The organism is Arthrobacter sp. CJ23, assembly GCF_024741795.1.
Classification (GTDB): Bacteria; Actinomycetota; Actinomycetes; order Actinomycetales; family Micrococcaceae; genus Arthrobacter.
The window spans coordinates 3984406-4004763 of sequence record NZ_CP102950.1; the positions used below are offsets into that span (position 1 = coordinate 3984406).

General features: G+C 66.0%; 20 protein-coding genes. 6 read left to right on the forward strand and 14 right to left on the reverse strand.

The genetic code is table 11. From position 1 onward, the window contains the following. Positions 1 to 99: 99 nt before the first annotated feature. Positions 100 to 918, reverse strand: a complete 819-nt coding sequence (locus tag NVV90_RS17920; protein WP_258438594.1) for a pyruvate, water dikinase regulatory protein — start codon at positions 916 to 918, stop codon at positions 100 to 102. Between the two features lie 187 nt (positions 919 to 1105). On the opposite strand from NVV90_RS17920, the gene uraD reads away from it, so the two are divergent. The 5 genes from uraD (at position 1106) to purM (ending at position 5409) form a co-directional block, all read left to right on the forward strand. After that, complete coding sequence (gene uraD / locus NVV90_RS17925) at positions 1106 to 1618, forward strand: 2-oxo-4-hydroxy-4-carboxy-5-ureidoimidazoline decarboxylase (protein ID WP_258438595.1); 513 nt, start codon at positions 1106 to 1108, stop codon at positions 1616 to 1618. Next, positions 1615 to 1956, forward strand: a complete 342-nt coding sequence (uraH, locus tag NVV90_RS17930; RefSeq protein ID WP_258438596.1) for a hydroxyisourate hydrolase — start codon at positions 1615 to 1617, stop codon at positions 1954 to 1956. Before uraD ends, uraH begins: the two co-directional genes overlap by 4 nt. Before the next feature lie 138 nt (positions 1957 to 2094). Beyond that, positions 2095 to 2469 carry a hypothetical protein gene (locus NVV90_RS17935; protein ID WP_258438597.1) on the forward strand — a complete coding sequence of 125 codons (375 nt, stop codon included), beginning with the start codon at positions 2095 to 2097 and terminating at the stop codon, positions 2467 to 2469. 157 nt (positions 2470 to 2626) lie between these two features. Continuing rightward, on the forward strand, positions 2627 to 4252 hold the full coding sequence (purF, locus tag NVV90_RS17940) for an amidophosphoribosyltransferase (protein ID WP_258438598.1): 1626 nt from the start codon (positions 2627 to 2629) through the stop codon (positions 4250 to 4252). Further along, complete coding sequence (purM, locus tag NVV90_RS17945) at positions 4249 to 5409, forward strand: phosphoribosylformylglycinamidine cyclo-ligase (protein ID WP_258438599.1); 1161 nt, start codon at positions 4249 to 4251, stop codon at positions 5407 to 5409. Before purF ends, purM begins: the two co-directional genes overlap by 4 nt. An 89-nt stretch (positions 5410 to 5498) precedes the next feature. Here purM and NVV90_RS17950 read toward each other — a convergent pair whose 3' ends face one another. Genes NVV90_RS17950 through NVV90_RS17965 form a run of 4 tightly spaced genes read right to left on the reverse strand, consistent with a single transcriptional unit; the run spans position 5499 to position 9193 of the window. Then, on the reverse strand, positions 5499 to 6299 hold the full coding sequence (locus NVV90_RS17950; protein ID WP_309304073.1) for an amino acid ABC transporter ATP-binding protein: 801 nt from the start codon (positions 6297 to 6299) through the stop codon (positions 5499 to 5501). Further along, positions 6296 to 7222: an amino acid ABC transporter permease gene (locus tag NVV90_RS17955; protein ID WP_258438600.1), complete on the reverse strand. Its 927-nt coding sequence runs from the start codon at positions 7220 to 7222 to the stop codon at positions 6296 to 6298. Before NVV90_RS17955 ends, NVV90_RS17950 begins: the two co-directional genes overlap by 4 nt. Before the next feature lie 8 nt (positions 7223 to 7230). Beyond that, the gene (locus tag NVV90_RS17960) at positions 7231 to 8175 is read right to left on the reverse strand and encodes an ABC transporter substrate-binding protein (protein WP_258438601.1); all 945 of its coding nucleotides are present in this window, start codon (positions 8173 to 8175) and stop codon (positions 7231 to 7233) included. Further along, entirely contained in the window at positions 8162 to 9193 is a 1032-nt protein-coding gene (locus NVV90_RS17965) for a succinylglutamate desuccinylase/aspartoacylase family protein (RefSeq protein ID WP_258438602.1), read from the reverse strand. Before NVV90_RS17965 ends, NVV90_RS17960 begins: the two co-directional genes overlap by 14 nt. Positions 9194 to 9272: 79 nt before the next feature. Here NVV90_RS17965 and NVV90_RS17970 point away from each other — a divergent pair, with 79 nt between their 5' ends. Next, on the forward strand, positions 9273 to 9935 hold the full coding sequence (locus NVV90_RS17970) for a GntR family transcriptional regulator (protein WP_258438603.1): 663 nt from the start codon (positions 9273 to 9275) through the stop codon (positions 9933 to 9935). 3 nt (positions 9936 to 9938) lie between these two features. On the opposite strand, the gene NVV90_RS17975 is transcribed toward NVV90_RS17970, so the two are convergent. The 9 genes from NVV90_RS17975 to NVV90_RS18015 form a co-directional block, all read right to left on the reverse strand. Then, the gene (locus tag NVV90_RS17975) at positions 9939 to 10709 is read right to left on the reverse strand and encodes a VOC family protein (RefSeq protein WP_258438604.1); all 771 of its coding nucleotides are present in this window, start codon (positions 10707 to 10709) and stop codon (positions 9939 to 9941) included. After that, on the reverse strand, positions 10706 to 11488 hold the full coding sequence (locus NVV90_RS17980) for a VOC family protein (protein WP_258438605.1): 783 nt from the start codon (positions 11486 to 11488) through the stop codon (positions 10706 to 10708). The genes NVV90_RS17975 and NVV90_RS17980 overlap by 4 nt, the downstream gene beginning before the upstream one ends. A 123-nt stretch (positions 11489 to 11611) precedes the next feature. Further along, entirely contained in the window at positions 11612 to 12592 is a 981-nt protein-coding gene (locus tag NVV90_RS17985; RefSeq protein ID WP_258438606.1) for a TIGR03086 family metal-binding protein, read from the reverse strand. 21 nt (positions 12593 to 12613) lie between these two features. Beyond that, complete coding sequence (locus NVV90_RS17990) at positions 12614 to 12934, reverse strand: helix-turn-helix transcriptional regulator (protein WP_258438607.1); 321 nt, start codon at positions 12932 to 12934, stop codon at positions 12614 to 12616. 37 nt (positions 12935 to 12971) lie between these two features. Then, entirely contained in the window at positions 12972 to 13922 is a 951-nt protein-coding gene (locus tag NVV90_RS17995) for a carbohydrate ABC transporter permease (RefSeq protein ID WP_258438608.1), read from the reverse strand. Continuing rightward, complete coding sequence (locus NVV90_RS18000; RefSeq protein ID WP_258438609.1) at positions 13919 to 14941, reverse strand: carbohydrate ABC transporter permease; 1023 nt, start codon at positions 14939 to 14941, stop codon at positions 13919 to 13921. Before NVV90_RS18000 ends, NVV90_RS17995 begins: the two co-directional genes overlap by 4 nt. 29 nt (positions 14942 to 14970) lie before the next feature. Then, positions 14971 to 16293, reverse strand: a complete 1323-nt coding sequence (locus NVV90_RS18005; RefSeq protein WP_258438610.1) for an ABC transporter substrate-binding protein — start codon at positions 16291 to 16293, stop codon at positions 14971 to 14973. Positions 16294 to 16372: 79 nt separating this feature from the next. Then, complete coding sequence (locus NVV90_RS18010; RefSeq protein ID WP_258438611.1) at positions 16373 to 18127, reverse strand: glycoside hydrolase family 43 protein; 1755 nt, start codon at positions 18125 to 18127, stop codon at positions 16373 to 16375. After that, positions 18124 to 20358 (reverse strand): glycoside hydrolase family 36 protein, encoded by a 2235-nt coding sequence (locus tag NVV90_RS18015; RefSeq protein ID WP_258441227.1) that lies wholly within the window; start codon positions 20356 to 20358, stop codon positions 18124 to 18126. Before NVV90_RS18015 ends, NVV90_RS18010 begins: the two co-directional genes overlap by 4 nt.

A 20358-nucleotide genomic window follows, 5' to 3' on the forward strand; every position in this document is an offset into this window, starting at 1 on the left:
GCTGTGGCCGGTCGCTGGGCGCGAATCCTGTCTACAGTGACACGTCCCAAGCACTCTATCCACATGATGTGCGACACACTGAAATTGTGAAAACTTTCCCTAATGCTTGAGGTTCATGCGCTGCAGAATCGTGGCAGCCATTTCCTCCACGGATACGGACGCTGAATTCAGGTAGGGGATCCGGTGGGAGACATAGAGCTGCTCGGCGCTCCGCAGTTCGAAGCCACACTGCCGCAAGGACGCGTAGGGTGAGCCGCGGCGCCGTTCGGTGCGGATCTGGCTCAGGCGCAGGGGGTTGGAGGAGAGCCCGAAACACTTCTCCACGAAGGGCCGCAGCGGCTTGGGGAGTCCTTCTCGTTCAAAGTCCTCATCCACCAGCGGGAAGTTGGCGGCGAAGATGCCGTGCTGCAGGGCAAGGTACATGGTGGTGGGTGTCTTGCCGCAGCGGGACGGAGACACCAGGATGACCTGGGCCTTTTCCAGCGCGCGCAGGCTCTGGCCGTCGTCGTGTTCCATGGCGTACTCGACGGCGGCCATCCGGGATTGATAGCGCTCCGCGTTCCCGAGGCCGTGCGCCCGCCCGGGTTCCCCGCTGGCGGGAGTACCAAGGGCCTGCTCCAGCAGTCCGACATGAGTCCCTATGAGATCCACGATGATCCCCTTGCACCTTCCCAGGGCCTCGCGGATATCGCTGCTGACGGCGGTGGAAAACACGATCGGCTGCGGACCGGCTGCGGCGAGGCCGTCGATGACTTTGACGACGGACCGCGCTTGTTCCACCGTGGTGATGAAGGGAATCGTGATGCGGTCGAAATTGTTTGCGGGGAACTGCGTCAGCAGGGTGTTTCCGAGCGTTTCTGCGGTGATGCCGGTGCTGTCCGAGAGGAAGTAAACAGGCCGAAGATCGTCACTGGTCATGAGGCATTCTCCACCAAGGCGGTATTCTCTTGACACCAGCCCCGCCACTCAGCTTGACTATTACGTATGCTGAAATAACAGTTCCATGATGCGGAAGCTTGAAGTCAGTTTCAGCCGGCCTTCGCGGGCCGGATATCCGCATAGCCGTCACCATGGATGCCAGCATTTGCACGAGGAATGAACAAGCATGCAGCTTGCAGTATTCAACAGTGTTGACCGCGCGGACGCCCTGGGCGTCCTCCGCCCCTGCCTGGACATCGAGCGCTGGGTGGAGCAGATCGCGGATGCCCGCCCCTTCACCGGCCTCGACGCCCTGCTCGGCTTCGCGCGGGAAACGGCCGAGCCTTTCACCCCCGCGGAGGTGGCGGCGGCCCTCGCCCACCACCCCCGGATCGGCGAACGGCCCCAGGCCCAGACCACCGAGGCGGCCATGTCCCGCTCCGAACAGGCCGGCGTGGACCCGGGCGATGACGGCGTTGCGGCCGCCCTTGCCGAGGGCAACCGGGCCTACGAGGACAAGTTCGGCCGGGTCTTCCTGATCCGCGCCGCCGGACGCAGCGCCGCCGAAATCCTGGCCTCGCTCCAGGAACGCCTGGCGCACACCCCGGAAGAAGAAGACACCATTGTGGCCGGCCAGCTGCGCGAAATCGCCCTGCTGCGCCTTGCCAACGTGATCAGCGAAGAAGAGGTCGGCGCATGAGCGTTTCCCAGGTCACCACCCACATCCTGGACACCGGCTCCGGGCGGCCGGCTGCCGGCGTCGCCGTCGGCCTGTACGCGCGCGACGGCGGGAACTGGACGCTCGTTGCGGACGGCACCACCGATGCCGACGGCCGGATCAAGGACCTCGGCCCCGAACGGCTCGACGCCGGCGCCTACCGTCTGAACTTCGCCACCGGAGCCTACTACGCGGGCCTGGGCACGGAGACGTTCTTCCCCGAAGTGGACCTGAACTTCACGGTGTCCGACGCCGGCGAGCACTACCACGTGCCGCTGCTCCTGAGCCCGTTCGCGTTCTCCACGTACCGCGGCAGCTGAGCCTCCGGGGCACGGCGCCTGCGGGGGTGCCCAACTGACTCGCAATAGTGGTTGTTTTGGACGCTCAGAACAACCACTACTGCCAGTTAGTTGGGCGGGCGGAGCGAGACATAAACCCGGAACGGTAGGCTGGACGGCATGGCTTCTGAGGACACCAACACCACCGGCGCGGGCCCGAACTCCGGCAACAACCCCGGAGGCGGCGCCCCCGCCCGCCGCGGCATCACCGTCCGCCGGGCGCCCAAGTTCGTTCCGTTCATGGCGCTCGGCGCCGTGGTGGGCATCATCATCGCGGCGTTCGTCGCCTACGGCCTGCCCGGCGATCCGAGCTTCGACGCCGGCGCGGTCTTCGGCTTCTTCCTGGTGGCCTTCGCCGCTGGCGGCGTGCTCCTCGGCGCCCTCTCCGCCCTCATCCTTGACCGCCTCAGCGTCCGCCGGGCCCAGCACGCCGTGGTCGAGGCCGTTCCGGACTCGGTCCCCGACGACGCCGGCGAGGACGACGCCGGCCGCTGACCACCCGCCGTCGGGCGCTGTTCCGCACTGCCGGACGGCAGTCCCTGCCGGGTCACACAACCGCGGCGATGTGATGCGCGCCGCATTTTCGCCGCCGAGGCGGTCTTAAAGCCGAAGCGGGGAAGTTACCACGCCCGGGACGTGAGACAATCGACCAGTGGCACGTGGCGACGGAAAACTTTCTCATGATCTTCTCCCCGGCGAAAAAGGCCCTCAGGACGCTTGTGGCGTCTTCGGGGTCTGGGCTCCCGGTGAAGAAGTAGCAAAACTCACCTATTACGGGCTGTATGCGTTGCAGCACCGCGGACAAGAATCGGCTGGTATTGCTACCAGTGACGGCAAGCGCATCAATGTCTACAAGGACATGGGCCTCGTGTCCCAGGTCTTCGATGAGACGACCCTGAACACCCTCACCGGGCACCTGGCCGTTGGCCACTGCCGGTACTCCACCACCGGTGCAAGCCACTGGGCCAATGCGCAGCCGACCCTCGGTGCGACCTCCACCGGAACGGTGGCCCTGGCCCACAACGGCAACCTGACCAACACCGCCGAACTCCGGGACATGATCCTTGAGCGCAACAACGGCCAGCTGACCGGTGAAATGAAGCAGGGCAACACCTCGGACACTGCCATGGTCACCGCTCTCCTTGAAGGCGAGGAGGGCAAGACCCTGGAGCAGACCGCGCTGGAGCTGCTGCCCAAGATCAAGGGCGGCTTCTGCTTCGTCTTCATGGACGAAGGCACCCTCTACGCAGCCCGCGATACCTACGGCATCCGCCCGCTGTGCCTGGGCCGCCTGGAACGCGGCTGGGTTGTTGCTTCCGAGCAGTCCGCCCTGGCAACCGTGGGCGCGAGCTTCATCCGCGAGATCGAGCCCGGCGAGTTCATCGCCATCGACGAGGACGGCGTCCGCTCCCAGCGCTTCGCCGATGCCACGCCTGCCGGCTGCGTCTTTGAATACGTCTACCTGGCCCGCCCGGATGCAGCCATCGCCGGCCGCTCCGTGTACGAGGCGCGCGTGGAGATGGGCCGCCAGCTGGCCCGCGAAAACTCCCACGCGGCAGACATCGTCATCCCGGTCCCGGAATCCGGCACCCCCGCAGCCGTGGGCTACGCCGAACAGTCCGGCATCCCGTTCGCGCACGGCTTCGTCAAGAACGCCTACGTGGGCCGCACGTTCATCCAGCCTTCGCAGACCCTGCGCCAGCTGGGCATCCGCCTCAAGCTCAACGCCCTGGAATCAGTGATCCGCGGCAAGCGCGTTGTGGTGGTGGACGACTCGATCGTCCGCGGCAACACGCAGCGCGCCATCGTGCGGATGCTGCGCGAGGCGGGCGCCAAAGAGGTCCACATCAAGATCTCCTCCCCGCCGGTCCAGTGGCCCTGCTTCTACGGCATCGACTTCGCATCCCGTGCCGAGTTGATCGCCAACGGCGCCACGATCGACGAGATTTCCCAGGCCATCGGCGCTGACTCGCTGGCCTACATCTCCGAGGATGGCATGATCGAGGCCACGCACCAGCCGCGCGAACGCCTCTGCACCGCCTGCTTCACGGGCAAGTACCCCATCGAGCTGCCCGGCGCCGACAAGCTGGGCAAGAACCTGCTCGAGCGCACCGACCTCGGCGGGCTGCCGACGCCGGACGCTTCCGCCGCGGACGCCGTGGACCCGGCGTCCAAGGCCGGCGCCACGGGCTGCGACCCGGGACCCGACGCCGAGTTCGAAAACCTGCTCACCGACGCTGATCGCCTGACCGAGGCCAAGACGAAAGGGTCTGTATGACCTCCGCAACCCCCGCCCCTGAAAATGCAGGCATCACCTACGCCTCCGCCGGCGTCGATGTCGAAGCGGGCGACCGCGCTGTCGAACTCATGAAGGACGCCGTCAAGGCGACCCACAACTCCTCGGTGCTCGGCGGCGTGGGCGGCTTTGCCGGCCTGTACGACGTCTCGAGGCTCCTGACGTACAAGAAGCCGCTCCTGGCCACCTCCACGGACGGCGTGGGCACCAAGGTTGCCATCGCGCAGGCCATGGACATCCACGACACCATCGGCTTCGACCTGGTGGGCATGGTGGTGGACGACATCGTGGTGGTGGGCGCCGAGCCGCTCTTCATGACCGACTACATCGCCTGCGGCAAGGTTGTTCCGGAGCGCATCGCGGACATCGTCCGCGGCATCGCGGCCGCCTGCTCCGTGGCCGGCACCGCCCTGGTGGGCGGCGAAACCGCCGAGCACCCGGGCCTGCTGGGTGAGCACGAATACGACGTCGCCGGTGCCGCCACCGGTGTTGTCGAGGCCGACGCCCTGCTGGGCCCGGACCGCGTCCGTGCCGGCGACGTCGTGATCGGCATGGCCTCCTCCGGCCTCCACTCCAACGGCTACTCCCTGGTCCGCCGCGTCATCAACCACGCCGGCTGGGCCCTGGACCGCCAGGTCTCCGAACTGGGCCGCACGCTGGGCGAGGAGCTCCTGGAGCCCACCCGTGTCTACGCCGCCGACTGCCTGGACCTCGCCCGCACCTTCCCGGTGACCGGCGCCGGTTCGCTGGCCGGTGCCGCCGTGCACGGCTTCAGCCACGTCACCGGTGGCGGCCTGGCCGCCAACCTGGCACGCGTCCTGCCGCAGGGCCTCGTGGCCACGGTTGACCGCGCCACCTGGGAACTGCCGGCCATCTTCAAGCTGGTCTCCGAGCTGGGCACCGTGCCCCTGGCCGACCTCGAGCGCACGCTGAACCTCGGCGTGGGCATGGTGGCCATCGTGTCCCCGGAGGCCGCCGACGCCGCCGTGGCCCGCCTCAACGACCGCGGACTGCCGTCCTGGGTCATGGGTACCGTTGCCGCGGACTCCGACTCGATCATCAAGGCCGGCCCGGACTACGTCCAGGGCGCCAAGGGCGTCGACGGCGGCGCCGTCCGTCTGGTGAACGCCTACGCCTAAGCGCTTTGTCGCTTGAGTAAAAGAGCGGGCGGGCAGTTGATCCCTCAACTGCCCGCCCGCTCTTTCTTGTTACTCGCCGGCGCGGGGTCCTACAGCACCGCCGACAGGAAAGCCCGGGTCCGCTCGTGCTGCGGATGGTTGATGACGGATTCCGCGGGGCCTTCCTCGATGATGCGGCCATCGTGCATGAACACCACGCGGTCCGCCACGTCACGGGCAAAGCCCATCTCATGGGTGACCACGATCATGGTCATGCCGCTCCGAGCCAGGTCCTTCATGACCCGCAGGACCTCGCCCACCAGCTCCGGGTCCAGGGCCGACGTCGGCTCGTCAAACAGCATCAGCTTCGGCTGCATGCACAGGGCCCGCGCAATCGCCACGCGCTGCTGCTGTCCGCCGGACAGGTGCCGCGGGTAGGCGTGCGCCTTCTCCTGCAGGCCCACCTTTTCGAGCAGGCCAAGGGCCCGACGCCGGACCTCGTCTTTGCGCTGTTTGAGCACCCTGAGCGGGGCCTCCATCAGGTTCTCGAGCACTGTCATGTGCGGGAACAAGTTGAAGTGCTGGAACACTATTCCGATGTCTGTCCGGTCGGAGCAGATCTCGTTGTGCGACTGTTCGTGGAGCTTGCTGCCCTTGATCCGGTAACCGACCACCCGGTCCTCAACCCAGAGCAGGCCGCCGTCGATCTTTTCCAAGTGGTTCACGCACCGCAGGAAGGTGCTCTTCCCGGATCCGGAGGCGCCGATCAGGCAGACCACTTCACCGCTCTTGACGTCCAGGTCGATCCCCTTGAGGACCTCGTGGCTGCCGAAGCTTTTCCGGACACCTTCGGCCCGCACCAGCGGCACCTGCGTTGTTGCCGATCGCAAAGGCATGGATTCGATGGTCATGATGCGTTGCCCTTTCCTGTGGCCAGCGGCGAATGGACCCTGAAGAATTTCCGCAGCCGTTCCATGGTGGTGGGCGGCACGGAGCGGGAAGTGCCGCGGGAGAAGCGGCGTTCGAGATACCCCTGCCCGATGGTGAACACCGTGGTGATGATGATGTACCAGATGCTGGCCACCAGGAGCAGCGGCACCACCTGCAGGTTCTTGGAGTAGATGATCTGCGCGGAGTACAGCAGCTCGGGGACCGCGAGCACGCTGACCAGCGAGGTGGTCTTGAGCATGCCGATGAACTCGTTCCCGGTGGGCGGGATGATGACGCGCATGGCCTGGGGCAGCACCACGCGGACGAGGGTCTGGATCCGGGACATCCCCAGCGCCCCCGCGGCTTCGCTCTGGCCTTGGTCGATGGACTGGATGCCGGCACGCACGATCTCGGACATGTACGCGGCTTCGTTCAGGCCAAGGCCCAGGATCGCGGCCGCCAAGGGAGTGATGAGCTGGTTGGCGTCGAGGCTGACGCCGGGAATGCCGAAGGTGATTTCCGGGTACAGCGCCGACAGGTTGAACCAGAACAGCAGCTGCACCAGCACGGGAGTGCCGCGGAAGATGGTCACATAGGCGCTGGCGGAGGCCTTGACCACGGGGTTCGCGGACAGCTGCATCACGGCCAGGACCACGCCGAGTCCAACACCCAGCGCCATGCACACCACGGTCAGGAACAGCGTGATCCCAATGCCGTTCACAATCGCGACGTCACGGAAATACAGTGCCACTTTGTCCCAGCCGAAGCGCGGATTTGTCACTGCCGAGATCACCAGCAGAATCACGACGGCGGCAACGGCCGTTCCTGCCACCCAGCGCCAGGGGCGCCGGGCCGGGACGACGGTGAACCGGCCTGTGCCCGTTCCGGTCTTGGGAAGGCTCATGAGTCCGCTCATTTCGTGCCACCGGCGTCGACGGCGTCTGCGCTGATGGTCACGGTCTGCGGAATCCCGTACTTGGTGTTGATCTGCTTGTACGTCTCGCTCGCGACGAGTGTTTTCACTGCAGCCACGATGGACGCTGTGAGCGGCGAACCCTTGGGCATCGCGATGCCGACGGGCGTGGGGTCGTAGTCCTCATCACCCGCGAGCTCGAAGGCTCCCCCGGAGAGCTTGCTGGCGTACCCCATGCCGATGAGGCCGGACAGGACACTGTCCACGCGGCCCGAGATGAGGGCAAGGTTCGCCTCATTCTGGGACGGGAAGAGCTGGATGTCGATGGGTGCTTTGCCGGCGTCGACGCACTGCTGGGAGAACGCCGGAAGCGTCTCGATTCCCTGGGTGGTCCCCTTCTCGCCGCCCACCTTGGTGCCACACAGCTTCAGTGGATCCAGGGTGAGCTTCTTGGGGTTGCCGGCCTTGACCGCCAGGCCGGAACCGCTGCTTTGGTAGGCGGCGAAGTCGGCGTTTTTCTGGCGTTCGGCCGTGACGTTGAACCCGGAGATGCCGACGTCGTACTTGTGCGAGCTGACGCCCGGCAGGATGGTGTCGAAGGTGGCGGGCACCATCTTGACCTCCAGGCCGAGCGTCTCGCCGAGTGCCTTGGCGAAGTCAGCATCCCAGCCGACCACCGTTTTGTTGTCGTCGGCGTAGAACTCGTAGGGCGGGAACGTGGGGTCCGTGCCGACCACCAGGGTTCCCTTGGCTTTGATGTCCGCGGGCAGCAGATCGGCCGCTGCGTGGTTGAATGCGGCGGCCGCCACGGTGGTGGTGTTTTGGTGGCCTGAAGTGGCGGCGGCTTCCTTGCCTGCATCCAGGGAGGCGGTGGTGCAGCCGGACATTCCGACGGCTGCCGCCAGGAGCAGCGCGCTGGTTCTGATGACGCTAGGACGGGACATGATGACCTTCCGGTGGGGTTGTTCCGTGGTCAACGGCGATGTTGACCAGGGTGGTGCCGACATTGACGATTGCGGGGTGCCGCACGATGGCGACCACCCCGTCGATCGGTGCGTGGAAATCTTTGGCAGGCCTGTCGAGTTCCTCTACTGAATGGACTCGGGCCACGACGTCGCCTGCACTGACCTTCTGGCCGAGTTCCGCCACGGGTTCCAGGAGCCCGGCCATGGTGGAGTGGACGGCCGAGCGGGCGGTGAGTTCCACCCACTGAATGGGCTCTTCGGGAATGGCCGGCTCGTCCTTGAGCACGCCCCAGTGGCCCAGCAGCGAGCGAAGTCCTGTCCTCGCCCGGTTCAGGATGGGCAGGGACACGGTTCCTCGTCCGCCAAGCTCCGTGGAAATCATGGGCACACCGGCGAGATCGGCGGCACCGCTGATGGAACCTGCCTTGAGCATGGGCTTGACCGCCACGGAGTAGGGGGCGTTGAAAGCCGAGACCGCGGAGACCTTCTCTGCCCAGAGTCCAGGGGTCGGGCCGAGGTAGACGAAGGCCGACGGGACGTACTCGGAGGCGATGCCGCCTGAGTGGATGTCCATGACGTAGTCAGCCATGGGGATGAGGTCTTCAGCCACAATGGACGCGATCTGACGGGCCGGGCCGCCATCGGCTTGGCCGGGCATCGCACGGTTGAGGTTCACGCCATCCACGCTGGCTACTCGCCGGCCTTCCCTGACGGCGGAGATGTTGAGCGCCGGCAGGATGATCAACCGCCCGGCAACATCGTCGGCCCGGACGGAACGGATCAGCTCCTGGAGCAGGATCTGTCCTTCGTATTCATCGCCGTGTGTTCCGGCCAGCAGGAGCACGGTGGGCCCGTCACCGCCGCTGATCACTGCAATGGGTGAAGGGATCACAGCTGCATCATTCTCGTTGTCCGAGTATTCGATCTCCAGGTAACCCAACTGCTTGCCTGCGGCGGCGAAGTCGATGCCGGCGATACGGGGGACGTGCAAAGTCATGGGGCAACTTTCATGAGGCTTGGTGGAATTGGATTCACTGTATACAGTGAATACCGTGATGTAAACCACGTAGGATCAAATGAGTTTTTATACCGATGAGGGGATGGGCGAAATGCCTGCGCAAGCTGCCAAGAAGGTGCGGCCACTGAGCGAACACGTCTACGACAGGATCAGCAATGACATCGTCAATGGCGTGATTGCCCCCGGTGCCGCGCTCGTCCAAGAGCAAATCGCGGAGGAGTATGGAGTTTCCCGCACTCCCGTCCGGGATGCGCTGACGCGGCTGGTGCACGACGGACTGGCAACGCTCGAGCCCGGGTCCGGCTACTTCGCCACGACGCTGACACGCTCAGAGGTTGAGGAAGTCTACGAGGTCCGCAAGGCACTCGAGGTCATGGCCATCAAGCAGGCCGGCGCGAAATACACCAATCTTGAAATAGCGCGGCTGGAGCTGCTGATCGCCGAGGGCGCAGCCAGCACAGATGCCGAGGAGCTGTTCTCAGCCACGCGGGCCTTCCACTTGAGCCTGGCTGCACCCTCCCCCAACAGTTTTCTGCTGAAGACGCTGCAGTCCGTGTGGGACAACCCCGTCCAGCGGCTCATCAGCCGCTCCTATCCGCTGGATCAGGACAAGCTTGATCGCGTGGCGGATGCGCACCGCAGAATCGTCGCAGCGGCCCGGGCCGGCGACTTGGACGTTTTGATTCCCCTGCTGGACCTCTGCCACGAGAAAGACCAGTAGCCCCTAGACCTGGATGAGGCTGAGGATGCCGCCCTGTGGATCCATGATGGTGGCCAGGGAGCCGTGGCCGGGGGTCGCATCCGGTTCCACGAGGACCTCCCCGCCCGCCTGGACGGCCGCCGCCGCGGCCCCGGCGATGTCGGCCACACCGAAGTAGATCTGCCAGCCCTCCTCGTCGCCTTCCTCGGAAGGGACCACGCCGGCCACCTCCTCGCCGTCGACCATCAGCGTGCTGTAGCTGCCGCCGTCGTCCTGCGGGTATTCGGTCACCTCATGGCCAAAGAGCGTCTGGAAGAAGCCGACGGCGGCACGGGGCTCGGGCGTGAAGAGCTCGGCCCAGGCGAGGGCGCCGGGCTCGTTGAAGCGGCGGCTCCCGAAGTGCGTGCCGGCCTGCCAGATGCCCGTGGTTCCGCCGCCTGGCACCTCCAGGAACGCCATGATGCCGGTGTCCCCCACGGCCTCGGGCCCGAACTGGACCGTTCCGCCGGCATGGACCGTGTCCTCTGCAATGGCCTGCGCGTCATCGGCCGCGAAGTAGATGTTCCACTGCGCGTTGGTGCCGGCGGCCTCCTGCTGCGGGTTCTGCGGCGCGATCACGCTGACGAGGTCCCCGTCCACAAAGGCCTTGGCGTAACTGCGGCCGTCCGGGGTGGGCAGCTCCTCGAAGCTCCAGCCGAACACACGGCCGTAGAAGGCCTTGGCCGCCTCCACGTCCCTGGTCTGCAGGTCCGCCCAGCAGGGTTCGCCGTTGGAGTACTGGGTCCGGGCGGTCACGTGGCCACGCCCTTCATGATGCTGAAGGCAGCCCCGGCAGGATCCATGAGCACAGCAAAGCGGCCGATGCCGGGCACATCGAATGCTGGCGCAATCACGTGGCTTCCCAGCCCGACAGCCTGCGCCACCGCGGCGTCGACGTCGGCGACGTTGAAGTAGGTCATCCAGAACGGCGGCAAGCCCTCGCCGGGCAGTTTCATCACACCCGCCACAGGCTCCCCGTCCACCAGGAGACTTGTGTACTCCTCCACGTCTCCGGCCGGGGCGGTGCTGCTGGAGCAGCCCGTCACGGCTTCGTAGAAGGCCACGGCCGTGGGGACATCGCTGGTTTGCACCTCATTCCAGGCCATGGTGCCGGGCACGTTCACCAAGCCGGACCCATGGTGGGTGCCGGCCTCCCAGAAACCGATCTGGGCGCCGGTGGGATCGGCGGCGAAGAACAGGCGCCCGCCCCCGTTGGGGACAGTGTCCGGCGGGAAGACGATGGTTCCCCCGGCTGCCGCTGCCCGCTCGGCGGCCTCGTCAACGGAATCCACCGCGATGTAGTTGGCCCAATAGGACGGCATCCCTGCGGGCGCATCAGGCAGCTGCTGCATCAGGCCGGCCACATAGCGGCCCTGCAGCTTCGCCATGTAGTAGGTCATGCCCTGGCCGGCGTCCATGGAATCAAGTTCCCAGCCGAAGAGGCCACTGTAGAAGTTCTTGGAGACTTCAATGTCGGTGGACGAAAGGTCCACCCAACATGGCGTCCCCTGCTTGTAGCTCTCGACCTCCGGCATGGCGTTCCCTTCCTTCTTGCAACGCGGGGTCACTTGCGGCCCATGTTGGGGCCCCGGATGGGCCGTAAGTGACCCCGCGTTGGAGTCTCCATGGACTACGCTATGGCGGTTCCCCTGCTTGCGCTAGGCGTGGATGGCGCGTCCCGTGAAAGCGACCAAGCGCTCAAGGCTCGACGCCGACTCGTCCACCGGGGTTGCGGGGGCGAAGCTGCCGCCTGCACGGACCTGCTCGCTGATGGTGTTCTGCGCCAGCACTTCCACGTAGTCCGTGAGCTCATCGGCCACGTGCAGTTCCAGGCCCATGGCCTTGGCGAAGTCCCAAGCGTGGACCAGGAACTCAAGGTTCAGGATGGAGGCGACCATGGTGGCAGGCAGTTCGGCGAAGCCCATGTCCACGGTGCCGTCCAGGCCACGGCGGTAGAAGGCCTCCAGCGCCGGCTGCGCAAGGTCGGCGATACGCACCTCGGGCGACTTGCCGGCGTCGTCGGTGACCTCGGCGCCCAGGGCCTTGGCAATGCCTGCAACGGAACCGGCCAGGTGGTCCACCAGCTGCGCCACATCGAAGTCCGCGCAGGGCGTCTGCTTCTGGGCGTCCTCCGCAGTGACGGCCGCGAGCACGCGCTGGACCACGGCAAGCGTGGCGTCCGCGGCGGTCAGTTCGTTGAGGTCCTGCGGAGCGGCCGCCCATTCATCGGCACCGGCGTCGCCCGTAGCTGCCTCGGCGAGCAGGCGGTCAAGGTAGTGGTTCCAGCCCTCGGCGTGGGCAGCGACGGCCTCCGGAGTCGCGAGTCCCTCGTGCACCAGCCGCACGGACGTGCCGGCTTCGGCGGGCTCAAGGGTGATGGACACCGTGGAAACGTTGTCCGCCGGTGCGCCCGGCTGCTCCCAGCCCCACGTAAACACGACGCGCTTCCCGGGCTCAATCTCGGTGAACGTGCCCGTCGCGTGGTGGCCGGGCGTCACGGTCCAGCGGAATTCCCCGCCGACCCTCAGGTCCACGCGCGCCGCAACGGCCTGCCAACGGCGCAGGCGGGCAGGCTGGGTGACGAGTTCAAAGGCCTCGTCGAGGCCGAGCGGCAGGAGGACTGTCTTGTCGAAGATCATGATGGGTCCTTTTCGAAGAGGTTAGTTGCCGCGGAAGTTGTGGGCGTCTGCCACGAGCTGGTCGAGTTCACTGGTCCAGAACTGCTCGAAGAGCCGGCGCAACTCGCTCATGCCGTCCGGATTCACGGCGTAGAACCTGTTCCGCCCTACCTTTCGGGCTGAAACGAGCCCGGCCTGTTCCAGCAGGAGCAAGTGCTGGGAAATGGCTGAGCGGCTGACCGTGAACTCCGCTGCAAGGTCTGTGACCGTGCGCTCCCCAACCGCCAGCAGCTGCAGCAGACGCCGACGGTTGGGTTCCGCGGCAACTTCCAGGGGGTCGAGCATGATTAATACGTTAGCCATCACTAACGCATTCCGTCAACCCCCCGGCTTCCCTCAACTACTTGAGGCTGCCCATAGTGACACCGGAACGCCAGTAGCGCTGCATCGCAATCATGAGCACCACCATCGGGATGGTCGAGATGAGCGAACCGGTGATCACCAGGCCTGTCAGGTCATATTGGCTATCCGTTCCGCGCTCGAGCCACGAGTAGAGGCCCAGCATGACCGGCCACTTATCGGCGCCCTTGAGGAACACGAGCGGCCACATGAAGGTGTTCCACGATGCGACGAAGTGCAGGAGGAAGATCGTGGCGCCCGCCGTCGTCATCAGCCTGAGCCCCAGCGAGAAGAAGATCCGGTACTCGCCGGCGCCGTCGATCCTCGCAGCCTCCATGAGCTCGCTCGGCACGGCACCCTCCGCGTACACCTTCGCCAGGTAGACGGAGAACGATCCGAACATGCCGGGCAGGATCATCGCCCAAATCGTGTCGTAGATGCCCATCTGGGTGAACAGCACGAATGACGGAACGATCATCAGGGTGCCCGGAATAAGGAACGACGCAATGATGAGACCCATCGTGAAGCCCCGGCCCCGGTACTGGTACTTGGCAATTGCGTAGCCAGCCGCGAGGGCAACCAGCGTCACCCCCACCGAGCCCAGGGTCGAGTAGACCACCGTGTTCCACAACCAGCGGGAGAAGATGCCCTCCTGATACGTGAAGAGCGCCACGAGGTTATCCCCCAGGCTGAACTGGCCGAACCAGAGGCCGTTCGTTGTATAGAGCTGCTCCTTCGACTTCGTCGAGGCCACGAAGAGCCACCACAGGGGACCCGCGGAATACATGGCGAGGAAGGCGAGGATACCAAGCATCACCCAACGGGAGACGCCCTGGGCCTCGTTCGCGGAGCGCTCCGCGTTAGGGTTTCGGCCCCATTTGCGGCGCGCACGCCCGGGTTTGGGCAGAGCCCCGTCCTGCAAAGTACCTTGCCGCAGAACTGTCTGGGTCATGACTCAATCCTGTTCGTGAAGCGGTAGATGATGGCGGAAACTATGCCCACGACCACGCCGAGAACAATCGAGAGGGCTGTGGCGTAGTTGACGTTGCCCACCTGGAAGGCCTGGTTGTAGATCATCATGGCGGGGGTGAAGTCCTTGGTGATGGTTTCCGGTGTCACGGCGCGGAACAGCAGCGGCTCGCCGAAGATCTGGAGCGTTCCGATGATCGCCAACAGGCTTGTCAGGACCAAGGAACCGCGCAGGAACGGCACCTTGATGTCCAAAGCAATCCGCAGTTCCGAGGCACCGTCGATTCTGGCGGCCTCAAAAATCTCGTGGGGGATCGACTGGAGGGAGCCGTACATGATGAGCATGTTGAACCCGATGCCGCCCCAGATAGCCAGGTTGCCGATCGACGACCAAATTGTGTCGCCCGAGAAGAAGTTCACGTCGAGCCCGAAGAGCTGGAAGAAATCCCCCAGCGGCCCCACTACGGGACTGTACAGATAGATCCAGATCATGGTGGCAACAAGGCCGGGCACCATGTAGGGGAGCAGGAGGACGATCCGAAAGCGTGCTGCAACCCGCCGCCGCACGCCGTCGAGCACCAGGGCCATGGCGAGGCTGACCAGCTGGCCAAGCGGCACGACGATGATCGCGTAAAGGAACACACGCAGCATCCCGGCCCAGAAAGACGTATCCGTGAGGGCCTCGGCGAAGTTCTCGAAGCCCACGAACGTTGAGGTGGCCTTGCCAAAGCCGAGACCCGACGTCTTGGTTGCAAAGACGCTTTCCTTGAGGGCCATCGCGATCGGGATCAGCGTAAATACCCCGAAACCGAGGAGGAAAGGCAGGCTCAGGGACGCGCCTTTCAGGTCCTGCTTGACGCGCCATCCGGCCCGTGGTCGAAGCGACGGATCTCCCGGCCCATCCGCTTTGATCCCTTGCGTGGGGCGTTTCCCCCGCGGGGCCGTGCTGCCCCGCGGGGAACGGCGGCCCAGTCCGGCGGCCGTATTGGTGGTTGCTGTCATGGAGTCCTCCTGCTCTCGCTAACCAGCCGTCAGCTGGCGGCCGTGAACGAGATCCCCTTCTTCTGCAGGTCGGATGCCACGAAGTCCTGGACGTTCTTCAGGGCCTCGCTCAGCTTGATCTTGCCGGCGACTGCCTTGCCCCACTGGTCCTGGAGCTCCGGGAACCAGGCGTCGTAGTTCGGGCCAAGCTCGAACTTTCCAATAGTGGCTTTCTGGGCGTCCACCATGACCTCGGCTGCCTTCGCGTCGTCCACGAAGAAGCCCTTCGGAACGATGTCCTTGACGTACGCCGACGGATCCTTCAGGGAGGTGGGGAGGCCCACCGAGCCGGTCTTAGGGTTCTTGCCTGCTTGAATTCCTTCAGGGGTGAGGAGCCAGTCCGCGTACTTGACCACGGCTTCCGGGTTTTCGCAGCCGACCGGGACAAAGCTTGCTGTAGAGCGGCCCGGGGTGGCCTTCTTGCCGGACGAGAACTGCGGGATCTCAACGGCCTCCCAGTGCCCGGAAGTGGCCGGGAAATTGGTCTTGTAGCCGGTCAGCGACCACCACTGAGTGGTGGTGGAGGCCATCTTGCCAGAATCGAAATACGAGTAGAGGGCGGGCTTGTCCTTGTAGGTCTGGTTCGACACGAGGTCGTTGTCGATGAGCTGTTGGACGATGTCTGCTGCGGCAAGGGTGGCCTTGTCCGTGAAGTTGACCTTCCACTTGTCGCCGTCGATCGAGAACCATTCAGCGCCGCCTTGCTGGGCGAGGTTCATCAGGGTGCTCGGGTCCTCGCCGGCCAGGTTAGTGACGTCAACGCCGTTCGCCTTGAAGGTCTTGCCCGCGTCCACGAACTCCTGCCATGTAGTGGGCACCTTAACGCCGAATTTGGCGTAGGTGTCTTTGTTGATGATCATGAACTGGCCATCGGCTCCCGCAGGAATGCCGTAGTACTGGCCGTTGACCTTTGCGGCAGCCTTGGCGCCGTCGTTGTACTTGTCCTCGGTGGGCTTGACGGCGTCGGTGATGTCCTGGGCCCAACCATTGACGACCATTGTGGTCAGGGGTGCGAAGCCCTGAACCAGGCAGGGAACGCCGCTCTTGGCTTCCATGGCGTTCCGGAAGTTCGTGGAGGTTGCCGTGTTGGAGGCCTGCAGGACGTAGTTGACCTTGACGTCGCTCTGGGCGGCGTTGAAGGCGTCAGCCATCGACTTGCCCGTCTCGGCATTCCAGCCCCACACGTCGATGGTGACGGGGCCTGACTGAACCTTCTGCGCAGCGGGGGCTGCTCCGCCAGCGCAGGCCGACAGCATGGCTGCGGCGGCGAGCGCGGCGCTCAGTGCGAGCATCTTTCCAGGTGCTTTCTTCATGTCTTTCTCTCCTTTGAGTCTTTCCTGTTGGGGGTGATTCTGAGGTGCGGTGGTGGGAATGCGTTATCCCGCTGGGTTTCTATCCCGCGCGGAGGTTCATCGGTCCTCCTGGATCGATTGGTGGTGCCTGTTGAATTGGTGGTGCCTGTTCGGTTGGGGTGAAGAAAGCAGTGGTGGACCCGGCGTGCCAGGCGCCGTAGCCGACCTTCTCGAAGTCCGCGGTCCAGCAGTGTTCGGCGAGGTCTGTGGCGGCAATGCCGACGAAGGCCCCGGTGAAGCGCAGGAGCCCAGCGTGGTCGTCGCTGAGCGGGCTCACGTCGATCGCGTCGCCCAGCGGGACCCAGGTCTCGCCGTCGAAGGAGGCAGAAGCCCGCACGGCTGCGCCGTCAAAAGCCACCTCGAGGTGCACCGGCCCGTGCTGGCCGGGATCGACGTCGAGGACGGCGTCGATCTCGCCTCGTGCGTCCCGGCGTTCGACGGCGAGAACGCGCCGCCCGTCGTCGTCCGCGGTCAGGTGCCAGAAGACGTGGCCTGTTGTGTCGTAGTAGGCGGTGACCCCCGCCCGGTGCGCGGGTTCAGCGGGATTCGCATGCACGACGGCGCGCAGGCGGCTTGTGGTGTCAGTGACGCGGTGCGCGATGAGGGACTGGGCGAACACGGAGCGCAACGAGTCGCGGCCGGTCAGGCTCAGGCGGAGGCTGTCGGAGCCGCCGGTGCCTGACGCGGGGACCCAGCGGGCCCACGCCTCGTCGGCTGGTCCGCGAAGGGTCATCCAGGAGTCCCCGAGGCTTTCGGGAGCCAGTACTCCGGAGGATCCGGGCCGTACCGCCGACTCCGGTTTGTGGCCCCCGTCGGATCCAACAGCGCCGGGCGCCGGGACTTCGAGCGCGGGATGGTGACCGCCGTGGGCGAGCCGGAGCCAACCGTCCTCCGCCCATTCGACGCGCTGGAGGCATGTCTCCCGGCCGAGCGGGCACACAGCACCTTCGGCCGCCTCAAGCGGGCGGGAAGCCAGGTGCACGAGGTACCACTCGCCGTCGGGCGTCACCACAAGCTCTCCGTGACCGGCCTTGTGCAGGCCGCCCGACGCACCGGTCTCGCCGTCGCGGGCGACGGCAAGCGGATCGAGGTCCCGCGTGGTGAGCACTGGCTGAGGGTCCTCTTGGTAGGGACCCTGGATGTCCCGGGAACGCGCGAGCCTAATGCCGTGGTTCCATCCAGTACCGCCTTCGGCGAGGAGGAGGTTGTACCAACCGTCGCGGAAATAGAGGTTCGGTCCCTCGATGAGCTCGCCGGAGTAAGAGGTATGGATGACTACGGGAGCGCCCAGCCGTTCGAGCGTAGCGGGGTCCAACTCCTGGAGCTGGATGCCGCCGAACCTGGGGCTCCCCGTGCGGTGGTCCCATCGCAACCCCACGAGCCACCGCCGGCCGTCCGGGCCGTGGAACAGGGAGGCGTCGAAACCCCGCGATCCAACATAGACCGGGTCGCTCCATGGGCCTGCGAGCGACTCTGCGGTCGTGATGTAGTTGTCGAGGTCTTTCGCCTGCCCCGCCATGGTCCGCACGATGGTGTAGACGAGCCAGTAGCGACCATCGCTGTGGGACAGCGACGGCGCCCAGATTCCGCCCGAGTCGGGCACGCCCCGCAAGTCCAGCAGCGCCGGATCAGTCAGCGCGTAGCCGGCCGGGTGCCAGTTCACGAGGTCGTCCGAAACATGGAAGCGGACTCCAGGGAACCATTCGAACGTGCTCGTGGCGATGACGTAGCGGCCCTCCGCACGGATGATCGACGGATCCGGGTGGAAACCGGGCAGGATCGGGTTGCGGATCACAGGCCCAGCCCTCCAATCGGCTCAGTGATTCGGAAGACGCGGGCGGCCGGCGCCTCCGCGATGGTGACGTCGAGAACGGCCGTACTGTTGCGGTGCGCAAGGACTGCGTCACCGGCGCCCCAGGCGGGGAAAATCGTCTCAAGGCCAGCGCCCACGCCAACGCCGGGAAGCGGGATCGAGAGCGCCTCCTCGCCGCCACGGCGGTGGACGACGACGAGCGTCTCCGAGGGCGTGGCCGTCCCCTGGACGATCCACTCGTCCCGCCAGCCAGGCAACCCCAGGGGCCACAACGGCAGGCCGCGGGCGATGGTGGTCCGCAGGCCGCCGTAGGCCACGAGCGCGCTGCGGACGATGGCCCGCTGGACGGACGAGAGAGTGTCTATGCGTCCGCCAAGGTGGAAGCGTGCCGCGAGGGGCGCCGCCAGGGCGAAGGCGATCATCTCATCCCCCATTGACCCATCGATGCTCGCCCACACGCCGGATTGCTCGGGGGTGATGGCGAGCGGCGCCGCGGCAGAGATCGGAGGCAGCAGGAGCATGTCCTGCTGGTCAGTCAGGGACTGTACGGGGAAGACGGACCCGGAGGCCGCATCCGTGCGCGAGCCGCCGGCGGCGCAACCTTCGATGATGAGTCCGGGGTACCGGTCCATGACTTCGGCGGCCCAGTCCAGCATCGCCCGGCTGTGGCCCAGGAGGCCGTTGCCGAAGGGCTCCATTCCGGAGGGTCCGGAGGTGCCGGCACCGGTGTCCACGTTGTAGTCGAGCTTGAGGTAGCCTAGCCCGTACTCGCCCACCACGCGGTCCACCACGTCGTCCAGATGGGCTCGCGCGGCGGGGTGACGAAGGTCCAGTTGGTAGCGCCCCCATTCCGAGACGCGGTGGCCGTGGCGGCGGAAGAACGCTTCAGGCGGCAGCACATTCGCAAGCGGGCTGCGACGGCCCACCACCTCGGGCTCAAGCCACAGCCCGGGACGCATGCCGGAGTCGTGCACGGTCCGCATGACGGCGGCGAGCCCGCCGCCCGGGAAACGGCTGGCGGCCGCCTTCCACTCCCCCACTGAGTCCCACCAGCCGCCGTTCTCATCGTCGTACCAACCGGCGTCCATGCAGTAGATGTCCGCGCCGAGGTCCGACGCCGCTTCGACCAGCGGCAGGACGCGCTCCGTCGTCGGGTCCGACATGAGGCCGTTCAGGAAATCGTTGTAGATGATCGGCAGCTGGACGTTGTCCGGATGCTCGCGACGGACGGCCCGCCGATAGGTGGTGAGGGCGGCACCGAGTGCGGAAGCGCCGCCGTCGTCCCCAACACGTGCCGCGAGTCCCTGGGCCCGCTCGTGACGCGGCGACTGAACAAGCGTCACTGAGGCGGGAGCGGCATGGAAGGATTCGCCCGGTGCGAGCTTCGCAGTCCAGGCGTGCTCAAGGGCAGTGGGACCGGAGGCAACTACATATAGGTCGTCGTAACGGTCGGCGACCTCCCAATGCCAGGCGCCGTTCGTCTCGATCTGCCACGCGAGCAGCTTGCCCGTGCGGATGTCCTCAAGGACGCCCATCGGAAGGTGCTCGCCCGTGGACCACGCCCCCGTGCTGGTGAGGGCCACCCGGTTCTTGGAGCCGAGCTGATTGAAGCGGGTCATCCCGACGTCCACCAGGCCGCGCTCCGCAAGGGTCGCCCGCAGCCAGCGAAACTCGCCGCTCCACGGATTCGCGGCGTGCCACACGGCCGCCTCGTCCTCCCACTGAGCCCCGGCCGCAAGCCCGCCCAGCGCGAGCGACGAGACATGCTCCACAACGACGGGCGCGTCCCCGGCCGTGATCGTCGTGGCAATTCGCAGGACGGGACCGTCGCCGGGCAGCGAGAGCGTGGCCAGAACTTCAAGGCCGGTTTGCGCGTCCTGCATGACGAGTTGCCACCATGGCCCGGACACTGGGGCGCGCCCCTCGCGTTCACCGGGGACGGGGCCGTTGCCGTGCTTTTCCCGGATGAGCCGGAGCCGGTGCGCGGCGGCGCCATCGACGTGCCGCTTTCCGGCGGTCCCCATGCGGCCCTCGCCGGCCAAAGCGACGTCGACCAGCGGAAGGGCGGAACGGCGCAGCGTGGGTTCAGGGTCGCCAGGAAGTGCCAGGCCCGCGATCCTGGGCACGTCGTCCGGGCCCGCGGAGATGTGTACGGCAAGGTGCGCGTTGCCCCACGCGAGAAGGGTGAGGCCTTCGCCGACCTCTGGAGTCAT